Source organism: Micromonospora sp. NPDC048839, assembly GCF_040649915.1.
Taxonomy (GTDB): Bacteria; Actinomycetota; Actinomycetes; order Mycobacteriales; family Micromonosporaceae; genus Micromonospora.
This window is the reverse complement of record NZ_JBEZGL010000007.1, coordinates 54283-74375: the sequence shown is the minus strand read 5'-3', so window position 1 is coordinate 74375 and position 20093 is coordinate 54283. Positions and strand designations below refer to the sequence as shown.

Annotated in this window: 17 protein-coding genes; 12 read left to right on the top strand and 5 right to left on the bottom strand. The window is 73.4% G+C overall.

The genetic code is table 11. The features are described 5' to 3' along the window. Nucleotides 1-82 precede the first annotated feature (82 nt). Nucleotides 83-505, bottom strand: coding sequence for an HPF/RaiA family ribosome-associated protein (locus AB0C25_RS15430; protein ID WP_357373507.1), 423 nt, complete (start codon nucleotides 503-505; stop codon nucleotides 83-85). Nucleotides 506-809: 304 nt separating this feature from the next. On the opposite strand from AB0C25_RS15430, the gene AB0C25_RS15425 reads away from it, so the two are divergent. From AB0C25_RS15425 to AB0C25_RS15415, 3 genes are all read left to right on the top strand, one after another. Further along, entirely contained in the window at nucleotides 810-1637 is an 828-nt protein-coding gene (locus AB0C25_RS15425) for a single-stranded DNA-binding protein (protein ID WP_357373505.1), read from the top strand. A 205-nt stretch (nucleotides 1638-1842) separates the two neighbouring features. Further along, complete coding sequence (locus AB0C25_RS15420; protein WP_357373503.1) at nucleotides 1843-2979, top strand: cobalamin biosynthesis protein; 1137 nt, start codon at nucleotides 1843-1845, stop codon at nucleotides 2977-2979. Then, nucleotides 2976-4517, top strand: a complete 1542-nt coding sequence (locus tag AB0C25_RS15415; protein ID WP_357373501.1) for a cobyric acid synthase — start codon at nucleotides 2976-2978, stop codon at nucleotides 4515-4517. Before AB0C25_RS15420 ends, AB0C25_RS15415 begins: the two co-directional genes overlap by 4 nt. A gap of 210 nt (nucleotides 4518-4727) precedes the next feature. Here the strand turns inward: AB0C25_RS15415 and AB0C25_RS15410 are convergent, their stop codons facing one another. Beyond that, nucleotides 4728-5129 carry a rhodanese-like domain-containing protein gene (locus AB0C25_RS15410; protein ID WP_357373975.1) on the bottom strand — a complete coding sequence of 134 codons (402 nt, stop codon included), beginning with the start codon at nucleotides 5127-5129 and terminating at the stop codon, nucleotides 4728-4730. A gap of 542 nt (nucleotides 5130-5671) precedes the next feature. Between AB0C25_RS15410 and AB0C25_RS15405 the strand changes: the two genes are divergently transcribed. The 5 genes from AB0C25_RS15405 to AB0C25_RS15385 all read left to right on the top strand — a co-directional run bounded on the left by AB0C25_RS15405 (nucleotide 5672) and on the right by AB0C25_RS15385 (nucleotide 10941). After that, nucleotides 5672-6289: a hypothetical protein gene (locus AB0C25_RS15405; RefSeq protein WP_357373973.1), complete on the top strand. Its 618-nt coding sequence runs from the start codon at nucleotides 5672-5674 to the stop codon at nucleotides 6287-6289. Between the two features lie 133 nt (nucleotides 6290-6422). Beyond that, nucleotides 6423-7556, top strand: coding sequence for a M48 family metallopeptidase (locus tag AB0C25_RS15400; RefSeq protein WP_357373499.1), 1134 nt, complete (start codon nucleotides 6423-6425; stop codon nucleotides 7554-7556). A gap of 36 nt (nucleotides 7557-7592) precedes the next feature. Then, the gene (locus AB0C25_RS15395) at nucleotides 7593-8936 is read left to right on the top strand and encodes a dipeptidase (protein WP_357373971.1); all 1344 of its coding nucleotides are present in this window, start codon (nucleotides 7593-7595) and stop codon (nucleotides 8934-8936) included. Nucleotides 8937-9013: 77 nt separating this feature from the next. Continuing rightward, nucleotides 9014-9220 (top strand): hypothetical protein, encoded by a 207-nt coding sequence (locus tag AB0C25_RS15390; protein ID WP_357373497.1) that lies wholly within the window; start codon nucleotides 9014-9016, stop codon nucleotides 9218-9220. A 128-nt stretch (nucleotides 9221-9348) separates the two neighbouring features. Next, nucleotides 9349-10941, top strand: coding sequence for an ATP-dependent DNA ligase (locus tag AB0C25_RS15385; protein ID WP_357373969.1), 1593 nt, complete (start codon nucleotides 9349-9351; stop codon nucleotides 10939-10941). 10 nt (nucleotides 10942-10951) lie between these two features. On the opposite strand, the gene AB0C25_RS15380 is transcribed toward AB0C25_RS15385, so the two are convergent. Continuing rightward, entirely contained in the window at nucleotides 10952-11617 is a 666-nt protein-coding gene (locus AB0C25_RS15380) for a hypothetical protein (protein WP_357373495.1), read from the bottom strand. A 157-nt stretch (nucleotides 11618-11774) separates the two neighbouring features. After that, nucleotides 11775-12596: an SURF1 family protein gene (locus tag AB0C25_RS15375; RefSeq protein WP_357373493.1), complete on the bottom strand. Its 822-nt coding sequence runs from the start codon at nucleotides 12594-12596 to the stop codon at nucleotides 11775-11777. A 171-nt stretch (nucleotides 12597-12767) separates the two neighbouring features. On the opposite strand from AB0C25_RS15375, the gene AB0C25_RS15370 reads away from it, so the two are divergent. After that, on the top strand, nucleotides 12768-14171 hold the full coding sequence (locus tag AB0C25_RS15370; RefSeq protein ID WP_357373491.1) for a cobyrinate a,c-diamide synthase: 1404 nt from the start codon (nucleotides 12768-12770) through the stop codon (nucleotides 14169-14171). A gap of 31 nt (nucleotides 14172-14202) precedes the next feature. Here the strand turns inward: AB0C25_RS15370 and AB0C25_RS15365 are convergent, their stop codons facing one another. Beyond that, nucleotides 14203-16332 (bottom strand): transglycosylase domain-containing protein, encoded by a 2130-nt coding sequence (locus AB0C25_RS15365; protein ID WP_357373489.1) that lies wholly within the window; start codon nucleotides 16330-16332, stop codon nucleotides 14203-14205. A gap of 109 nt (nucleotides 16333-16441) precedes the next feature. Here AB0C25_RS15365 and cobC point away from each other — a divergent pair, with 109 nt between their 5' ends. From cobC to cobA, 3 genes are read left to right on the top strand one after another with little or no spacing between them, the layout of a single operon-like run. After that, on the top strand, nucleotides 16442-17527 hold the full coding sequence (cobC, locus tag AB0C25_RS15360) for an Rv2231c family pyridoxal phosphate-dependent protein CobC (RefSeq protein ID WP_357373487.1): 1086 nt from the start codon (nucleotides 16442-16444) through the stop codon (nucleotides 17525-17527). Continuing rightward, nucleotides 17527-18612, top strand: a complete 1086-nt coding sequence (cobT, locus tag AB0C25_RS15355) for a nicotinate-nucleotide--dimethylbenzimidazole phosphoribosyltransferase (protein ID WP_357373967.1) — start codon at nucleotides 17527-17529, stop codon at nucleotides 18610-18612. The genes cobC and cobT overlap by 1 nt, the downstream gene beginning before the upstream one ends. Nucleotides 18613-18652: 40 nt before the next feature. Then, a complete protein-coding gene (cobA, locus tag AB0C25_RS15350) occupies nucleotides 18653-19948 on the top strand; it encodes a uroporphyrinogen-III C-methyltransferase (RefSeq protein WP_357373485.1) in 1296 nt (431 codons plus the stop codon). Nucleotides 19949-20093: the final 145 nt, after the last annotated feature.

The following is a 20093-nucleotide window of genomic DNA, read 5'->3' as shown; positions in this document are numbered from 1 at the left end:
CCCGCCCGGCCCGCGCTCCCGCGATCTTGTACTTACCGGGGACACGAAAGTGCAAGATCGCGGGAGCGCGGGCGGGGTGAGGTCAGGCAGTCTCTGCGTCGGCGCGCTCGGGGTCCTGCTCGTCGGTGGGGTCCAACTCGTCCTGGGGCTGCGGGATGTCGCGCAGGTGCTTGTTGTGCCGGGGCTCCTGGCGGGTCTTGGCGTCGTTGAGCCGGCGGCGCAGGTCGTCGCGGACGTCGTTGAGCGCGGCGTGCAGGTCCTCCTCGGCGGAGGTGGTGACGATCTTCTGCCGGCCAGCGATCCAGCACTCCAGGGTGACCTTCTGACCACGCGCTTCCCGGTCCTTCACCGACACCTCCAGCTCGGTGGCGTCGGCGTGGAAGCTGGCCAGCCGGGCGTCGAGCGTGGCGAACTGCTCGGCGATCCAGTTGCGGTCGCCCTGCGAGAACCCGGTGCCCACCCGCAGGCACTCAGCGACGGTGGCCGGGTTCGCCGCGGCGCTCATCGCCGCGCCTCGGAAGCGATCGCGGAGCCGATTCTGGTGATCATCATGAAGCTGACCTCTCGTCGACGTGGAGCTGTCGGTGGTGCGTTGATCAAGTGCTTACCCAAAGTGGTTGGTCTCGGAAACCGTCGACGCCCGGGTGACCGGGTCGGCCGTACCACATCAGGGCGTGATCAGGGCGTTGTCCACAGGTGGGCTCGTTGTCCACAGGTTCGGGTTGGGCGCTGGTGGGGCTCGCCCGCAGCGCCCAGGCTCGGTGTCGAGTCGACTCGCGTTCGCAGGCCCCGATCCCTCTGGAGGGACGATGTTCGACACCTACGTAACAATTGTCGGAAATGTTCTGACTGCTCCCGAATGGCGACGCACCAGCCAGAGCAACACGCTGGTGGCCAACTTCAAGGTCGCCTCCACCGCACGCCGACTCGACCGGGACAGCGGCCGGTGGGTCGACGGCAATTCGCTGCGCGTACGCGTCAACTGCTGGCGCAAGCTCGCCGAAGGCGTGGCGGCCTCCGTGATGGTCGGCGATCCGGTGGTGGTCTGCGGGCGGCTCTACACCCGCGACTGGACCGACGACGCCGGCAACCACCGCGCCGTCTACGAGTTGGAGGCAGTTGCCGTCGGCCACGACCTGTCCCGGGGCCGAGCCCGGTTCCTGCGCAACCGACCGAGCATGACCACGAGCACCGTGGAGGACGCCGAAGCCGAGAGCCGGGTGCACGGCGAGCCCACCGAGCCGGTGCCGGTCGGGCACGAGCCCGTGCTCCCCGACGACCGCCCGCTGGATGACGACTTCGAGCTGCCCGACTACGCCGCGCTGCGAACCAGTCCCTACATCGACGACCCGATGGACGCCGATGGTCCTCCGATCGGCGAGGTCTCCCCGACCGACGATTTCTCCTCGTCCGGCCAGCTCTCCTCCTCCGGCGGTGTTACCCCGACCGGCGGGCCGATCGGGCAGGGCGACGCCGGTCTGGACGGCGACCTGGGGCTCCCGCCCGAGGCGAATGACAACGGCGGCGACCACGACCCGGACGACGAGTTGGGGCCGGTGCCGGACGAGGGGCAGCCGGAGCCGGTGCCGGCCGGGCGGGGGCGGCGTGGTCGGGGAAGGATCCCGCAGCCGGCCTGACCGACCGGTCCGAGGACTGGCCTGGCACGACGGGGGCGGGGTGGCGGCGCGACCAGCGTCGTCACCCCGCGTGACGGCGGCGGCGGGGTCAGCGGAGGATCGTCGGCTGCGGTCCGCCAGCAGGCGCTGGCCGCCTGGGAGTCCCGTGGGTCGGGCCGGCTTCCGGGACGCTCGTCTAGGCTGGCCGGCCTGGGAGGTGGTGCACGTGCGACGGACCGCGCCGGTGGCGAACGCGGTGGGGTTGCTGGCCGGGTACGCGCTGGACAGGCTGCTCGGTGATCCGCGCCGGTGGCACCCGGTGGCGGGCTTCGGGCAGGCCGCGGGTGCGTTGGAGCGCCGCCTCTACCGCCCGGATCGGACGGCGGGCGCCGCGTTCACCGCGCTGGCCGTGGGCGGGCCGGTGCTGCTCGGGGCGGTCGCCGCCGCGGCTACCCGCCACCGGCCGGTGGCCCGGGCGGCGCTGGTGGCCGCCGGCACGTGGACCGTGCTGGGTGGTCGCACGCTTCGCCACGAAGCCACCACCATGGGTCGGACGCTGCGCGGCGGTGACCTGCCCGCCGCCCGGCGACGCCTCGGCCACCTCTGTGGGCGGGACCCGTCGACGTTGGGCGAGTCGGAGTTGGCCCGCGCCACCGTCGAGTCGGTCGCCGAGAACACCTCCGACGCGGTTGTCGCCCCTCTGGTCTGGGGTGCGGTCGCCGGCCTGCCCGGCCTGCTGGGCTACCGGGCGGCGAACACCCTCGACGCGATGGTCGGGCACCGGTCGGCGCGCTACGCCCGATTCGGCACACCGGCCGCGCGGTTGGACGATGTCCTCAACCTGGTGCCGTCGAGGCTGACCGGGCTGCTCACCATCGCGGTCGCGCCGGTCGCCCACGGGGATCGGCAACGGGCCTGGCGGGTATGGCGGCGTGACCGCAACGACCACCCGAGCCCCAACGCCGGCCAGTGCGAGGCGGCGATGGCCGGCGCGCTCGGCGTCCGCCTCGGTGGCCGCAACGTCTACTTCGGGCGCTCCGAGGTGCGGCCGTTCCTCGGCGACGGCCCCCGCCCGGAGGCGCGCCACCTCAAGCGGGCCGCCCGGATCTCCGGCTCGGTCGGGCTGGCCGCGGTCGGGCTGGCCGCCGTGTACCCGGTGACCTTCGGCCGTCTGGTCGGCGCAGTGAGTCGGCGCGGGTTGTCTGCGGTGACCGGAGGGCGCGGGTTGGGCGCCCTGGTCGGTGGGCTCGGTCCCGTCGCCGCAGGCGGTGGGCTCAGGCAGGTTGGCGCAGGCGGCGGACGCAGGTTGGTTGGCGCTGGCGGGCGCGGGCTGCGAGCCGTCGGAGCGGGGAGGGGGCGGTGAGCGGCGGGCTGCTGGTCGCCGGCACGACCTCCGACGCCGGCAAGAGCGTGCTCACCGCCGGTATCTGTCGGTGGCTGCATCGGCAGGGCGTGAAGGTGGCGCCGTACAAGGCACAGAACATGTCGAACAACTCGGCGGTGGTCGTCGGGCCGGACGGGCGCGGCGGCGAGATCGGACGGGCACAGGCCATGCAGGCCGCCGCCTGTGGCCTCGCCCCCGACCTGCGGTTCAACCCGGTCCTGCTCAAGCCGGGCAGCGATCTGGCCAGTCAGGTGGTCCTGCTCGGCGAGGCGGTCGACACGATCACCGCGGGCACGTTCCGGCACCTGCGTCCCCGGCTCGCCGAGACCGCGTACGCGGCACTCGCTGAGCTGCGCGACGCGTACGACGTGGTGATCTGCGAGGGTGCCGGCAGCCCCGCGGAGATCAATCTGCGGGCCGGTGACTACGTCAACATGGGGCTGGCCCGGCACGCCAACCTGCCCACCATCGTGGTGGGCGACATCGACCGTGGCGGCGTCTTCGCCTCGATGTTCGGCACCGTGGCCCTCCTGGACCCGGCGGACCAGGCACTGATCGCCGGCTTCGTGATCAACAAGTTCCGGGGTGACCGCGGGCTGCTCCAGCCAGGGCTGGACATGCTGCGTCACGTCACGGGTCGGCCCACGTACGGGGTGCTGCCCTGGGCACTGGACCTGTGGCTGGACGCGGAAGACTCCCTCGCCTACGGCCGGGTGCTCGGCCGCCCCGCGGCCCCGCACGGCACCGAGTGGTTGGACGTGGCGGTCGTTCGCCTGCCCCGGATCAGCAACGCCACCGACGTGGAGGCCCTGGCCACCGAGCCGGGCGTTCGCGTACGTCTCACCATCGAGCCGGCCGAGTTGGCCGCCGCCGACCTGGTCGTCCTGCCCGGCTCCAAGTCCACGGTCGCCGACCTGGCCTGGCTGCGCGAGACGGGCCTCGCCGACGCGGTGGTCACCCACGTGGCGGCCGGTAAGCCACTGCTCGGCCTCTGCGGCGGTTTTCAGATGCTCGGCAGCGCCATCCACGACACGGTGGAGAGCCGGCGGGGCAGCGTACCGGGGCTTGGCCTGCTGCCCATCGAGATCACCTTCGATCCCCGCAAGACCGTCCGACAGTCGGTGGGCACCGCCCACGGCGACCTCGCGGTGCGCGGTTACGAGATCCACCACGGGTACGTCTCGCACACCGACCCCAGCCTGGCACCGTTGCTGACCGGCGACGACGGTGTCGGCGAGGGAGCCGTGCTCGGCGCGGTGCACGGCACGCACTGGCACGGGGCGTTCGAGTCCGACGGGTTCCGCAGGTGGTTCCTCACCGAGGCGGCTCGTCTGGCCGGGCGCAGCGGATTCCGGATCGCGCCGGCGACCAGCTTCGCCGCCGCCCGGGAGCGTTCACTCGACCTGCTCGGTGACCTGGTCGAGGAGCACCTGGACACCGCTGCCCTCTGGCGTCTCATCGAAGCCGGCCCACCCGCGGGCCTGCCCTTCATTCCACCCGGCCCGCCACCGTCCTGACCCCGTCCAATGCGGAGTATCGGGGACCGGGCCGCGCCCGGGGCGTTCGCGGCGCCCCCGCGAGTGGGGTGCCCTCGCGGGTCACCGCCTCCGCATGATCGTGCACGATCCTGGTTGTAGTGGCCTCGCGAGCGATGGGAGGGGCCTGGTTCCGGGATCGAGCGCGATCTTGATCTGGGCGTCGGCAGCGAGCCGGCGGGACGGTGGGATTCAGGGGCGGATGTCGGCTGGCCGGTCGGTCGTGGGGAGACCGGCGGCGAGCCAGGCGTCCACACCGCCGATCATGTCGGTCGCCCGGCGTAGACCGAGGGTCTGCAGGCTGGCTGCGGCGAGGCTGGAGCTGTAGCCCTGCCGGCACACCAGGACGATCTCCCGGTCGTATCCGGTGGCTTCGGGGATCCGCCAGGCGCTGGCCGGATCGAGTCGCCATTCCAGCACGGTCCGGTCGACGACGACCGCACCCGGCAGGTCGCCCTGTTCGCGGCGTTGCAGGTCGGTGCGGGTGTCGACCAGCAGCGCGCCGCCGCGGACCGCCTCGACGGTCTGCTGCGGAGTCAGTCGGTGCAGCCCGGCGCGGGCCTGTTCGAGTAGGGCGTCAATGCCGGGGCTCATCACGTCTCGGAGCACCACCCGATCATGCCGATTTGGTAGCGCCCCGGGCGGCGAACGGGTCGCCCGTCACCCGTCGCCGCCCCAATTCCCCCGGACGTGACGGCGCTCGGTCAGGGTGGTCAGCCGGACGTGTCGGAATGGCCCACGTCGACCGCTGTTGCCGCGTGATCCACTCGACGTCAGGGAAATCGCGGTGTCCTGCTGTCGGGGATACCGCGACATGAGTGATCTGGAGTCGATCATCCGTGGTTGCGGCGGCATACTTCGGTCATGCACCAGGCGAGGCTGTGCTGAGTCCCGACACCGGCCGGCCGGTGCCGGGCCGCGAAGCCCTGAACGCGGCAGGACCCCCGACCGGCAAGGCCGGGCCTGCCGACGACTTGGGGGCCGCCGGCAGGGCCGGGGACGCCGACGAGCTGGGGGATGCCGACGACTTGGAGGCCGCCGATAAGGCCGGCCACGCCGACGAGTTGGAGGCTGCGGGCAGGGCCGGGGACGCCGACGAACTGGGGGATGCCGGCAAGGCCGGGGACCGGCCGGGCGTGGTGGTTGTCGAGGCGTACGCCGAACTGGCTCGTCGGGTGCTCGCGGGCCCGGCGCGGTTGGGGCGGACCCGGCTCGTCGCGGTCGACGGGCCGAGCGGCGCGGGTAAGAGCCGGTTTGCCGCGCACCTCGCGGATGCCCTGGCGGTGCGGCTCGGTGGCGTCCGCCCGCCCGTCGTGCACACCGACGACCTGCTCGACGGTTGGGACGACCAGGTCACCTTCTGGCCCCGGCTCGACGAGGAGGTACTCGCCCCGCTGCGCGAGGGGAAACCGGGTGCCTACCGGCGCTACAGCTGGGTGCGGCAGCGCTTCCTGGCCCGGCCGGTGCCGGTGCCGGTAGCGCCGGTGCTGGTGGTGGAGGGTGTCACCGCAGCTCGCGCGGTGGTCCGGCCGGAGGTGACCCTGGCGGTGTTCGTCACCGCGCCCGCGTCGGTGCGGCTGGCCCGCGCGGTCGCTCGGGACGGGTCGGCGATCCTGCCGGAGCTGCGTCGCTGGCACGCCGGGGAGCGGGCGCACTTCGCCGCCGACGGCACGGCCACCCGCGCCGACCTGCTCGTCGATGGCGCGCCGATGTTGCCGTACGACGCGGACCGCTACTACGCGCGCATCCGTTGAGCGGGCAGTGGACTAGCGGCACCGGCTCCGGCACGATGCGACAAGGACGACGCGAGCAGCACGACGCGAGAACGACGACGCCAGAAGCACCACGCGAGAGCGCTCAGGGCGCGCGGCGAACGGGGGACTCATCATGTCGACAACGGACCTGCCCGCGCGGCGCCGGGTCACGCTCACCGGGATCAGCTCGCGGGCCTGGGAGCATCCGGCCGACCGGGGTGCCCTTGTCGCGTTGCGGGAGCTGCGCGGTTTCGACGACGTGGTGCGGTCGTTCTTCGGCATGTGGAACGAGCGCGGGTTCCGGCTGTCCGTGCTGGCCTCCGGCATCCGGGTCGACCACCGGCAGTACCCGGCGGTGTGGCAGCGCTACACCGAGGCCGCGGCGGCGCTCGACGTGGCCGAGCTGCCCGAGCTGTACGTGACCCAGTCGCCCTGGTTGGGCGCCGAAGCGGTCGGCTTGGAGCGGCCGTTCATCGTGCTGAACTCCGCGTGTGTGCAGCAGCTCGACGAGGACGAGCTGCGCTGCCTGCTCGGCCACGAGGTGGGGCACGTGGGCAGCGGACACGCGGTCTACAAGACCATGCTCATGATCCTCACCCGGTGGGCGGCCAACCTGAGCTGGTTGCCGGTGGGCGCGATCGCGCTGCGGGCGATCATCGCCGCGATGCTGGAGTGGTGGCGCAAGGCGGAACTGTCCGCCGACCGGGCTGGCCTACTCGCCGGGCAGGACCCGGCCGCCGCGCTGCGGCTGCTGATGAAGCTCGCCGGCGGCGGTGACCTGTCCCAGATCGACACGACCGCGTTCCTGGAGCAGGCCGCCGAGTACGCCGGGGGCGGGGACCTGCGCGACAGCCTGCACAAGATCCGGATGACGGCGTGGAGCACCCATCCCGCACCGGTGGCACGGGCGGCGCAACTGCGCCAGTGGATCGATTCCGGGGCGTACGGGCGGGTGCTGGGCGGGGACTATCCGCGCCGCGACGAGGACAGCTCGACGAGCGTCTCCGAGGAGATCAAGGCGGCTGCCGACTCGTACCGGGAGGAGTTCAGCCGCTCCACCGACCCGCTGGTCGGGCTGCTGCGGCGGTTCGGCGACGGCGCGAGCGACGTCGGCGAGTGGGTCGGCGGCACCGCCGGTCGGGCCCGCTCGTGGGTGGATGCCGCCACCGAGGCGGCGGGCCGCGCGCAGCGCGCCGGTCGGGCCGCCCCGGGCGCCGGCCCGGCGGACGGCGGTGACGGTACGGGCTCCGCCAGCACGCCCCGGTAAGGCCGGCATACGATCTCGGTCATGACCTCACCGATCATGTCCGAGTCCGAGGTGCGGGCCGCCGTCGAGCGGGAGATGCCCGGCGTACGCGCCGACCTGGAACGCCTCGTCCGCATCCCCGGCATCGCCTTCGAGGGCTTCGACCACTCGCACGTGGAACGCTCCGCCGAGGCGGTCGCCGAGTTGCTGCGCGGCTGCGGCCTGGATGTCGACATCGTGCGTTCCGGTGGCCAGCCGGCGGTGATCGGCCGTCGAGCTGCCCCGCCCGGCGCGCCGACCGTTCTGCTCTACGCCCACCACGACGTGCAGCCGGTCGGCGACCGGTCGCTGTGGGAGTCCGACCCGTTCGAGCCGGTGGAGCGGGACGGCCGGCTCTACGCCCGGGGCGCGGCCGACGACAAGGCCGGCGTCATGGCGCACGTGGCGGCACTGCGGGCGTACGGGGACGCGCTGCCGGTCGGCGTGGTGCTCTTCATCGAGGGCGAGGAGGAGTACGGCTCCGACTCGCTGGAGCGGCTGCTCGCCGAGCACCGCGAAGAGATCACCTCGGATGTCATCGTGATCGCCGACTCCAGCAACTGGGACGTGGGCGTACCGGCGTTGACCACCTCGCTGCGCGGCGTCATCAACTGTTTCGTCGAGGTGCGCACGCTGGACCACGCGGTGCACAGCGGCATGTTCGGCGGCGCCGTCCCGGACGCGCTCACCGCGCTGGTCCGGCTGCTGGCGACCCTGCACGACGACGCCGGTGACGTGGCGGTGGACGGGCTGGTCGGCCGGGACGGGGCCACCGTCGACTACCCGGAGGACCGGTTCCGCGCCGAGGCTGGCCTGGCCGAGGGCGTGCAGTTCATCGGCACGGGACAGCTCACCGACCGGCTCTGGACCAAGTCCGCCGTGGCGGTGCTCGGCCTCGACGCGCCGGCCACCGGCGAGGCGCCGAACGCCCTGGTGCCGGCCGCCAAGGCGAAGCTCAACGTCCGCCTCGCGCCGGGGGACGACCCGAAGCGGGCGTACGCGGCGGTGCGCGCCCACCTGGAGAAGCACGCCCCGTGGGGCGCCCAGGTGACCGTCAGCCTGGAGCACGACGGCAACCCGTGCGTGATCGACGCGTCCGGGCCGATGTTCGACGCCGCCCGCGCGGCGTTCCGGGCCGCCTGGGACGGCACCGACCCGGTGGACATCGGCATCGGCGGGTCGATCCCGTTCATCGCCACGTTCCAGGAGATGTTCCCGAACGCGGCGATCCTGGTGACCGGTGTGGAGGATCCGCACGCCCGCGCGCACGGCCCGAACGAGAGTCTGCACCTGGGGGAGTTCGCCCGGGTCTGCCTCGCCGAGGCGCTGCTGCTGGGCAAGGTGGCCGCAGCGGGGAGGTAGGTGTCGGAACGGCAACTTCCGGTCTGATCTGGGATTTTACGGCGTGTCGGATGGTCGGCTGTTATAGCCTTTCGTACATGAGTACGAACGAGGTGATGGCCCGGTTGGGGGCCGCCGTCAGCGCACTGGGAGATGTCGACGTCTCCGCGTGGTCCGAGGCCACGCTCAACGAACAGCTCGGTGAGCTTTCCGCCGCTCTGGTCGCCCTCGACTCGGTGCTCTCCCGGGTCGCTGGCGAGGTCCGTGCGCGGGGGTTGCGCATCGAGGAGCCCGTCTCCGCCTAGCCGCCTGTTTCCTGAGGCCTGACCGGCCTGGCGCAGGCCCCGATCCGTCGTCCGCGCACGTGGGCGGCACCCCGCCGACACCGCCCGGGCACGGCAATGCCCGGGCGGTGTCGGAGGTGACTGGCAGGATGGGTGGCGTGCGGTTCCTCGATCTGGCAGCGACGTCCGCGGCCGTCGGCGCCACCAGCGGCCGACGGGCCAAGGTGGAGCTGCTCGCTGACGCGTTGCGCCGGCTCGATCCGGCCGAGGTCGAGCCCGGTGCCGGCTACCTCGCGGGTGAGCTGCGCCAACGGCAGACCGGGGTGGGCTATGCGAGCCTTCGTGACCTGCCGCCACCGGCCGCCGAGCCGACGCTGACCGTGGCCGCCGTCGACGCGGCCATCGAGCAGATCGCCGCGGTGCACGGCACCGGTTCGCAGACTCGGCGTCGGGCGCTGCTCGGTGCCCTCTACGCAGCGGCGACGGCCGACGAGCAGCGTCTGCTCACCGGTCTGTTCAGTGGCGAGCTGCGGCAGGGCGCCCAGGCCGGTCTTCTCGCCGACGCGGTGGCGCGGGCCGCCGACGTGCCGGTGGTGGCGGTCCGCCGGGCGCTGCTGCTCGCCGGTGACCTGCGCGCCGTGGCGGTGGCCGCGCTGGCCGGAGGAGCGGCCGAGCTGGCCGGCTTCGGCCTGCGGGTCGGCCGACCGTTGGCGCCGATGCTCGCGCAGAGCGCCCCCTCGGTCGACGAGGCGCTCGCCGCGACGGGCACGCCGGCGGTGGTCGACGTGAAGCTCGACGGCATCCGCATCCAGGTGCACCGCTCCGGCGCGGACATCGCCGTCTTCACCCGCAGCCTCGACGAGATCACCGCCCGGGTGCCCGAGGTGGTCGCCGCGGTCCGGTCCCTGCCGGGGCGGGAGTTGGTGCTCGACGGCGAGGCGATCGGCCTCGACGAGACCGGGCGACCACTGCCGTTCCAGCAGACGTCGAGCCGGGCCGCCCGCCGCACCACCCCGAGCACCACCGGGCGCACACCTGTCGCCCCGGCGGTGCTCGCGGCGGCCGCCAGCACGGGCGCGACGGTGCTCACTCCGTACTTCTTCGACCTGTTGCACCTCGACGGTCAGGATCTGATCGACCTGCCCGGCCGCGAGCGGTGGGCCGCCCTCGCCGGTGCGGTGGATTCGTCGCTGCTGGTCGGGCGGATGGAGGTCGACGGTCCGGAGCAGGCCGCCGCCGCGTTCGCCGCCGCGCTCGACGCCGGGCAGGAGGGCGTGGTGGTCAAGGCGCCGGATGCCCCCTACGACGCCGGCCGGCGCGGTGCCGCCTGGGTCAAGGTCAAGCCCCGGCACACCCTCGACCTGGTGGTGCTCGCCGTCGAGTGGGGCAGCGGGCGGCGCAAGGGTTGGCTGTCCAACCTGCATCTGGGTGCGCGCGACCCGCAGACGGGTGGCTTCGTGATGCTCGGCAAGACGTTCAAGGGGCTCACCGACGAGTTGCTGCGCTGGCAGACCGAGCGCTTCCTCGACCTCGCGGTGGAGCGCGGCGACTGGGTGGTGCGGGTCCGCCCCGAGCAGGTGGTGGAGATCGCCTTCGACGGGGTGCAGACCAGCTCGCGCTATCCCGGGGGGATGGCGCTGCGGTTCGCCCGGGTGGTGCGATACCGCGACGACAAATCCGCCGCCGAGGCGGACACCGTCGACGCGGTCCGCGCCATCCACACCGGCCGTCCCGTCGGCTGACCGGCCCGGGTCACCCTCCGGACAACGACCTCGCGTAGTTCACCTGGTTGTTGATGTGCGCCACCTGAGCCTGATCGGCGACCGGGATCCGGGCCACGTACTGCTGCGCGCCGTTGGTGACCGTCACCTGCACCGTGCCGTGGTGCCGGGTCTCCCTGACCAGCAGGAACAGCAGACTCAAGACGAACAGGCAGAAGAACCCGACGATCGCGCAGACCAACGCCCAGGTCGCCACCTTCTCCTCGCGCTGCCAGTAGTCGGCCACGTGCCAGGTGGCACCGGCCAACGGCAGCACTCCGGTGGGCGTGCGGATGACCGGCGGGCAGACCGCGATCTCGGCGATCTGCACCGCGACCACCTCCGGCCCGCCGAACGCGAGCGGTGCCGGGTGCGCCGACACCGGCGACGGAGGGTACGGCCCGGCCGCCGGCCACGCCCCGCCGGGCGGCGTCGAGTGCTGCGCGGGCGGGCCGGAGAACGGCGTCGCGGGTGGCGACGAGAACGATGTCGGCTGCGCCGGGTACGGCGGTGCTGGCGGTGCCGAAAACGGCGGTGCCGGAGGCGGTGTGGCCTGCGGCGGCACGCTCGGGAAGGGTTTCGTCGGCGGGGTGGTCGGCAGCTGCTCGGTCGACGACGCGGCGGTCCACGGATCGATCGGCGGTTGCGGCTGGGTCACCGGCTCAGGCTGCGCGGCCGTGGGATCCGAACTCACCGAGACCTCCAACACGGGATCGTCACGTGGCGCAGGCTACCGGCTGCCCTGTCGTCCCGCATGCCCCCGAGTGTCTGTTTGGGACGCCGACGCGGACGCCGACGCCGACGCCGGGCCTCGGTCAGGCGGTCGCGCTCGGCGTCGGCTCGGCGGCGCGGTCCAACGGGGCCGCGGTGACACCGATCCCGGCGGCGCGGCGGGCCTCTCGGCGAGCCACCCAGCCGTAGCCGAACAGGGACATCACCGCGAAGAGCCACCACTGCACGACGTAGCCGAAGTTCTGCCAGTTGTTGGCGTGCCCGACGGGCACCGCCTTGAACACCGGATCGGCCGCCGGGGTCTGCTCGTCGAGCAGCAGGTACGCGCCGTAGACGGGGTAGGGCAGCTCGCCGGCGAGTCGCGACACACCGATCCGGCGGATCTCCAGTCGCCCGTCGCGCCGCGCCACCGCGCCAGCGCCGCTCTCGGTCTCGTGCACCCGACCGACCACCGTCACGTCGCCGGTCGGCACGGCGGGCACCGGCGGCTGGGCGGTCGCCCCGCCCGGCGCCGGCGGGATCCAGCCCCGATCCACGAGCAGCGCCGTGCCGTCCGTGAGCACCAGCGGGGTGAGCACCTCGAAGCCGACCCGGCTGTCCACCGTCCGGCCGCGGACCAGCACGGTGTTCGTCGGGTCGTACCGGCCGGTGACGGTGACGCGGCTCCAGACCTTGTCCTCGGCCGGCGCGGGGCCGACCGTCCCCGCGCCGCCGGTGGGGGCGCGCAGGGCGTCGGTGAGCGGCGTCGGGGTCATCCGTTGGCCCGCGTCGATCCGCTCGTTGACCTCGGTACGCCCCCGGTAGCGGTCCAGCTGCCAGTTGCCGAGGAACACCATCACGGCGGCGGCGACCAGGGTCAGCGCGAGAGCGCCCAGCCAGCGTGGGCTCAGCAGGAACCGGTACACAGCACGAGGCTACCCGTATGACCGGCGCCACTGACCTGGACCGGGCCGGGACCGCGCCGCCGGCCCCGGTTGGCGGTGCTCGCCTCGCCAACGGGGCGGGTATCGTCACGCCGACGGATCGGCCGCGGTCGTCCCCGTCGCGTACCCGCCGCCGCTCGCGAGGAGTCGATGATGACCGTCGTGCCGCGCCTGGTGCTCAGCGCGCCGTCCTCCGGGCACGGTAAGAACGCGCTGGCGATCGGGCTGCTCGCCGCCCTGGCTGAGCGTGGGGTCGACGTCGCCGGGTTCAAGCTCGGGCCGGACCATGTCGACGCCGCGTACCTCGGTCTGGCCGCCGGTCGGCCGGGTCGGGTGATCGATCCCCGGCTGGTCGGCACCGACCGGCTCGCCCCGCTGGTGGCGCACGGCGCGGCCGGTGCCGGGCTCGCCGTGGTGCAGGGCAGCATGGGGCTGTACGACTCGGTCGGTGGCCGTCCCGAGCAGGAGTCCACCGCCGCCGCGGCAGCCGCGCTGCGCAGCCCGGTGGTGCTCGTTGTCGATGTGGCCGCGATGGGTCAGTCGGTGGCGGCCCTGGTGCACGGTTTTCGCTCGTACGACGAGCAGTTGTGGCTTGGTGGGGTGATCCTCAACCGGGTGGCGTCGTCGCGGCACGAGGGGATGTTGCGCGAGGCGTTGGACGACGTGGGGGTGCCGGTCTACGGCGCGCTGCGTCGCCAGGACCTGCCGGCGGTGCTGCCGTCGCGGCGGCACGGCGTGGCGCCGGTGGTCGACGGGTCGGCCGACGCCGTCCGTGCGGTCAGCCGGCTGGGCGAGGCCGTCGCCGCCACGGTGGATCTGGAACGGCTTCTCGGGCTGGCCCGCTCGGCCCCGCCGCTGCCGGCACCGGCCTGGTCTCCCGAGGAGGCACTCGGCGCGTTCCCACCCCCGGCGAACCGGCCGCTGGTGGCGGTGGCCGGTGGGCCGGGCGGCAGCTTCAGCCACCCGGAGACCACCGAACTGCTGCGGGCCGCCGGCGCCGAGGTCGTCGTCGTCGACCCGCTGCGCGACGAGGCGCTGCCGGTCGGCACCCGCGCGCTTGTCGTCGGAGGCGCGTTGCCCGAGGCGTACGCCGAGCAGTTGTCGGCCAACCGGCGGCTCTGTATCGCGGTGGCCGAGTTGGCGCGGACCGGCCGTCCGGTGATCGCCGAGGGCGCCGGGCTGCTCTGGCTGGCCCGCGAGCTGGACGGGCTGCCGATGTGCGGGGTCCTCGACGCGGTGGGTGTCAGTCGGGACGGCCTGGTGGCCGGCTACCGGGAGGCGACCGCCCAGACCGACAGCGTGGTCGCCGCCCACGGCACGGTGCTTGTCGGCCACAAGGCGCACCGCGCGGTGCTCACCCCTCGTGCTGGTCAGCGCCCGGCGTGGAGCTGGGAGGGCGGCACGCCGGAGGGCTTCGTCTGGCGCAACGTGCACGCCTCGCAGCTCACCCTGCACTGGGCCGGTCATCCGGCCACGGCCGCCCGGTTGGTCGCCGCCGCGGCGACCGACCCGACGGTCGAGGTGGTGCCCGCGGAGTCCGGCGGGGTGCCGGCCTGATTGCCCGGGTGGCGGTGCGCCACCCGACGGCTCAGCCGACGATCGCGTCCGACGGTGGGGTGAACTGGCGGGTCGGTGTGCCCTTCAGCCCGTCGCGGAGGGTTTCCGAGACCGCCTTGATCGGGATCTGGGACTGCCCGTCACCCACTGCGTTGAACGGGTTGTCCGGGTCGGAGATGAAGCTCGCCGCGGCCAGCTCCGGGGTGTAGCCGACGAACCAGGCGGACCGGGTGCTGTCGGTCGTACCGGTCTTGCCGGCCACCGGGCGTCCGACCGTGCCCCGCACGCTGTCGGCGGTGGACCAGCCGCCGCAGCTACCGCGCGCCGGGGTGTCTCCGGTCGGGCAGCGGGCGGCGTCGGTGGCCGCTCGGGCGGCGTCCGCGCTCACCACCTGCCGGCAGCGTGGCTTGGCCACCTCGCGGTGGATGCCACCCGGGGTGGCGTACGTGGCCGGTGTGCCGTCCCGGTTCATGATCGACTGAACCGGGATCGCCTCGCAGTAGCGGCCGTCGGCGGCGATGGCGGCGTAGGCGTTCGCCATCTCCAGCGGGGTGGCGTCGGAGACGCCCAGGGTGAACGCGCCCCACTTCTTCGCCTTCTCCGGGGACGCGTGGTCCCGGTCGACGTCGGTGCGCCACCGCAGCCCGAGCTGCTCGGCCAACCGGACCGCCCGGTCCGCGCCGACCTTCTCCTCCAGCCACACGAAGTACGTGTTCACCGATTTGCCGAAGCCGGACCACATGGTCTGCTGGCCGCTCATGGCGCCGCTGGCGTTGGAGGGCGCCCACCCGTCGTAGACGGGCGACCGGTAGCGGTGCGGGGCGTTGAACGAGGTGGAGAGCGTCATCCCCGAGTCCAGCGCGGCGAGCATCGGGAACATCTTGAACGTCGACCCGGCCTGGTAGCCCGCCAGGTCACCGCCACCGAGCAGCGGCGCCACCGTGTTCGGGTAGTTGGCCTTCACCTTCGGCCCGGCCTCGGGGTTGGAACTCTGCGGGTTCTCGCTGAGATCCAGCGAGTACGTCCGGTTCACCGCCATCGCCTTCACCCGGCCGGTGCCTGGCTCGGAGACCACGATCCCGTTGGCGAACGGGCTGCCGGTGGCCTCCTTGCTGCCGACGTTCTTCTCCGCCGCCGCCTGGATCTTCGGGTCGAGGCTGAGCACGATCCGGTAGCCGCCCCGGCGCAACTTGTCCATTCGTTCCAGCGGGTTCGCGCCGAAGGCGGGCTGCGCGCTCCACCAGTTCTTCAGGTAGTCGCAGGCGAAGCCCCAACTGTTGTACTTCTCCGCCACCGCCGCGCAGTCGTGCGGCGGGGTGGTCAGCTTCAGCCGGATCGGCTCGGCCTTCGCGGCGGCGGCCGAGTCGGGGGAGAGGTAACCGAGCTGGCTCATCCGGTCCAGCACGTAGTCCCGCCGCCCGGTGGCCTCCTTCTGGTCGGAGTCGGCCGGGTCGTACTCCGACGGGGACTTGACCAGCCCGGCGAGGGTGGCGGCCTCGACCGGGGTGAGGTCCTTCGGGGTCTTGGAGAAGAAGATCTCGCTGGCCGCGTAGATGCCGTACGCCCGGTGCCCGAAGTACGCCGAGTTGAGGTAGCGCTCCATGATCTGTTCCTTGCTCAGCTCCTTCTCCAGGTCCATCGCCATCCGCATCTCCTTGACCTTGCGCAGGCTGGTCTGCTGGGTGGCTTCCTGGACCTCCTTGGGCGTGGTCGCGCTGTCCCGCAGGGCCATCCGGACGTACTGCATGGTCAGGGTCGACGCACCCTGGGAGCCACCGGAGCGGGCGTTGGACACGAAGGCGCGGGCCACGCCCTTCGGGTCGACACCGTGGTGCTGGTAGAAGCGCGAGTCCTCGGCGGCGATGATCGCCTGCTGGATGTTCGGCGACATGTCCGACAGCTTGGTGTACTGCCGGTACTCCTCGTAGAACATGGTCAGCACGGTCTTGCCGTCCGGGGCGTAGACGTAGGAGGTCTCGGCGGGCAGGGCGGTGGTCAGCACTCTGGTCTTCTGCTCCACCGCGTGCGCGGTGGCCTTCGCGCCGAGCCCGGTGAGGGCGACGAGTGGGTACGCGGCGGCGGCGATCACGATTCCGGCGATCAGTCCGGCGCGGAGAAGAGGAACGAGTCGACCAGCGGCAGCAAGGGGTCGGTTACTCACATTGCCAAGTTATGACATTTCCGATTCGTACCTGAGAAGAACTCTTAAACCGGCGAGTGGTGACGCGGCTTACTGTCCCACCGGCCACGTTCCCGGCAGGATCGCGGGCATGTCTGATCAGCCGAGTGGGTTGGCCGCCACCGCCGGGGTCGAGCCGGACCTCGCGCACCACGGCGACGCGGAGGTCGGCGACGGGCTGATCGACCTCGCCGTCAACGTCCGGCAGGCACCGGCTCCCGCCTGGTTGGCCGGGCCGATCGCCGCGACCCTGACCGAGTTGGCCCACTACCCGGACCCGCTGCCGGCCCGGGCGGCCGTCGCGGCCCGACACCGCCGTCACCCGAACGAGGTACTGCTCACCGCCGGCGCCGCCGAGGGCTTCGTGCTGATCGCCCAGGCGTTGCGCGGGGTGCGCCGGCCGGTGGTGGTGCACCCCCAGTTCACCGAGCCGGAGGCGGCGCTGCGGGCCGCCGGGCACCCGGTCGAGCGGGTGCTGCTGGACGCCGCCGACGACTTCCGGCTCGACCCGTCCCGGGTGCCCGCCGACGCCGACCTGGTGATGATCGGCAACCCGACGAACCCGACGTCGGTGCTGCACCCCGCGCGGATGGTGGCCGCGCTGGCCCGCCCCGGCCGGGTGCTGGTGGTCGACGAGGCGTTCGCCGACACCACCACCGCCCCCGGGGACCCCGGCGAACCGGAGTCGCTGGCCGAGCGGCGGGACCTGCCCGGCCTGCTCGTCGTGCGCAGCCTCACCAAGACGTGGGGCCTGGCCGGCCTCCGGATCGGCTACCTGCTCGGGGCACCGGAGCTGCTGGCCCGGCTGGCCGCCGTCCAGCCGCTCTGGGCCGTCTCCACCCCCGCACTGGCCGCCGCCGCGGCCTGCGCCACCGACGTCGCGGTCCAGGCTGAGCGCGCGATCGCCGCCGACCTCGCCGCCGACCGCGACCACCTGGTCGCCCGCCTCGCCGACCTGCCCGGTGTACGTGTCGTCGGCCGCCCGGCCAGCGCCTTCGTCCTGCTGCACCTGCCGGGCGCGACGGCGATCCGGGCCGCGCTGCGCGAGCGCGGCTGGGCGGTGCGCCGGGGCGACACCTTCCCCGGCCTCGGCCCAGACTGGCTGCGGGTGGCGGTACGTGACCGAATCACCAGCGACGCGTTCGTCGACGTGCTGCGCGAGACCATGGAGGCATGATGCTGGAGACCACGATCGCGGCGATCCGCCCGGCGGACGACGCGGCCATGGCCGCCGCCCGCGAGCTGCACGGCCGGCTGACCAAGCCGGCGGGCTCGCTGGGCGCCTTGGAAGAGCTGTCGGTACGCCTCGCCGGCCTGGCCGGGGCCTGCCCGCCACCGCTGCCGGAACGGGCCGCGGTAGCGATCTTCGCGGGCGACCACGGGGTACACGCCCAGGGGGTGAGCCCCTGGCCGCAGGAGGTCACCGGCCAGATGATCGGCAACTTCCTGGCCGGCGGGGCGGTGGTCAACGCGTTCGCCCGGCAGGCCGGCGCGTCGGTCACCGTGGTCGACGTCGGGGTGGCCACTCCGCTGCCCGCCGGACCGCCCGCCGACGCTTCCGTGCTCGACCCGGCGGTGCCTCGGCTGGTTGTCGCGTCGGTCCGCCGGGGCACCCGCGATTTCACGGTGACCGCCGCACTCACCCGGGACGAGGCGCTGGCGGCGGTGCGGACCGGCATCCGGATCGCCGACGAGCTGATCGACGCCGGAGCCGACATCCTGCTCACCGGCGACATGGGCATCGGCAACACCACTCCGGCCGCCACGCTGATCGCCGCGTTCACCGGTGCCGACCCGCTCGACGCCACCGGTCGGGGCACCGGCATCGACGACCCGACCTACGCGCACAAGGTTGCCGTGGTGCGCGCCGCGCTGACCCGGCACGCGCCCGACCCGGCCGACCCGCTGGGTGTGCTGGCGGCCGTCGGTGGCCTGGAGCACGCGGCGCTGGCCGGGCTGATCCTGGGTGCCGCCGCTCGCCGTACGCCGGTGCTGCTGGACGGCGTGATCGCGGTCTCGGCCGCACTGGCCGCCGCCGCGTTCGCCCCGGACGCGGTCTGCGCCATGGTCGCCGGGCACCGCTCGGCGGAGCCGGGTGCGACTGCGGCGCTGCGGCACCTCGGCCTCGACCCGCTGATCGACCTGGGGTTGCGCCTCGGCGAGGGCACCGGCGCGCTGCTGGCGTTGCCCGTGGTCACCGGCGCGGTCCGGGTGCTGCACGAGGTGGCCACCTTCGACTCCGCCGGGGTGGCCGAGAAGTGACAACGCGCAGCGAGCGAATCCTCCGCCTCCGAGGTGTGGCGTGACCTCCAATCCGTACCCCCTTGGTTTGCGGCTCGACGGGCGGCGGGTGGTCGTGGTGGGTGGCGGCGCGGTCGCCACCCGGCGGGTGCCCGCGCTGCTGGACGCCGGCGCGGACGTCCTGCTGGTGTCCCCGGAGCTGACCCCGGCGCTGCGCGCCCGTGTCGACGCGGGGCGGCTGCACTGGGTGCCGCGCCGGTTCCTGCCCGAGGACCTGGACGGCGCGTGGCTGGTCCAGGTGGCGATCGACGACCCGATGGCGGCCGCTTCGGTGAGCGCCGTCGCCGCCGAGCGCCGGATCTTCTGCGTCCGGGCCGACGACCGGACCGCCGCCACCGCCTGGACCCCGGCGGTGACCCGGCACGGCCCGGTCACCGTGGCGGTGCTCGGCGGTGGTGACCCCCGACGGGCGATGACCGTCCGCGACGCGATCCGCGACCTCCTCGCCGTCCGCCTGGCACCGGACGGAATCGCTCCGACGCAGAGCCGGCCCGACGGTGCGAGCGGGGCGAGCGGGGCGAGCGGGGCGAGCGGTGCGAGCGGTGCGACCGGGGCGGCCGGCGGGCGGCCGGTCGGGCGGGTGGCGCTGGTCGGGGCGGGGCCGGGGGACCCGGAGCTGATCACCGTGAAGGGTTGGCGGCTGCTCACCGAGGCCGACGTGGTGGTCGCCGACCGGCTCGTGCCCGGCCTGCTCCTCGACGAGCTGCGTCCGGACGTCGAGCTGGTGGACGCCTCGAAGATCCCCTACGGACCGTCCCGGGCACAGGAGGAGATCAACCAGATCCTGGTCGACCGCGCGCTGGCGGGTGCGTTCGTGGTGCGGCTCAAGGGCGGCGACCCGTACGTCTTCGGCCGGGGTGGCGAGGAGCTGCTGGCGTGCGCGAAGGCCGGGGTGCCGGTGACCGTGGTGCCCGGGGTGACCAGCTCGATCGCCGCCCCCTCCGCAGCCGGGATCCCGGTGACCCATCGGGGGGTGGCGCACGAGTTCACAGTGGTCTCCGGGCACGTGGCACCCGACTCACCAGCCTCGCTGGTGCGCTGGGACGCCCTGGCCGGCCTGCGCGGCACCCTGGTGATCCTGATGGGGCTGAAGAACCTCGCGGCCATCAGCGAGACCCTGATCGCCCACGGTCGGCCGTCGCAGACGCCGGCCGCCGTGGTGCAGGAAGGCACGACGGGTGCCCAGCGGGTGCTGCGATCCACGCTGGGCGAGGTGGCAGCCGACGCGCTCGCCGCCGATGTGCGGCCGCCGGCCGTCGTCGTGCTGGGAGATGTGGTGGGCGCCCTCGACGCCTGAGGAGGGGCACGCTGTTGGGTTGGGCCGGTATGGCCTGGGTGAGGTGCCACGGCAGAGGACCATGTGGTCCCTCTGCGCCCTTTGCTCTGCTTCAACCCGCGCAACACTTCGAAGCCATCTCTGGTGCGTGGACTGAAGCAGAGCA

Coding starts and splice junctions, on each gene's coding strand:
- AB0C25_RS15425 (WP_357373505.1), top strand. CDS start 810: ATGTTCGACACCTACGTAACAATTGTCGGAAATGTTCTGACTGCTCCC.
- AB0C25_RS15430 (WP_357373507.1), bottom strand. CDS start 505: ATGAGCGCCGCGGCGAACCCGGCCACCGTCGCTGAGTGCCTGCGGGTG.
- AB0C25_RS15395 (WP_357373971.1), top strand. CDS start 7,593: ATGTCCGAGTCCGAGGTGCGGGCCGCCGTCGAGCGGGAGATGCCCGGC.
- AB0C25_RS15410 (WP_357373975.1), bottom strand. CDS start 5,129: ATGAGCCCCGGCATTGACGCCCTACTCGAACAGGCCCGCGCCGGGCTG.
- AB0C25_RS15385 (WP_357373969.1), top strand. CDS start 9,349: ATGGGTGGCGTGCGGTTCCTCGATCTGGCAGCGACGTCCGCGGCCGTC.
- cobT (WP_357373967.1), top strand. CDS start 17,527: ATGCTGGAGACCACGATCGCGGCGATCCGCCCGGCGGACGACGCGGCC.
- AB0C25_RS15400 (WP_357373499.1), top strand. CDS start 6,423: ATGTCGACAACGGACCTGCCCGCGCGGCGCCGGGTCACGCTCACCGGG.
- AB0C25_RS15390 (WP_357373497.1), top strand. CDS start 9,014: ATGAGTACGAACGAGGTGATGGCCCGGTTGGGGGCCGCCGTCAGCGCA.
- AB0C25_RS15370 (WP_357373491.1), top strand. CDS start 12,768: ATGACCGTCGTGCCGCGCCTGGTGCTCAGCGCGCCGTCCTCCGGGCAC.
- cobC (WP_357373487.1), top strand. CDS start 16,442: ATGTCTGATCAGCCGAGTGGGTTGGCCGCCACCGCCGGGGTCGAGCCG.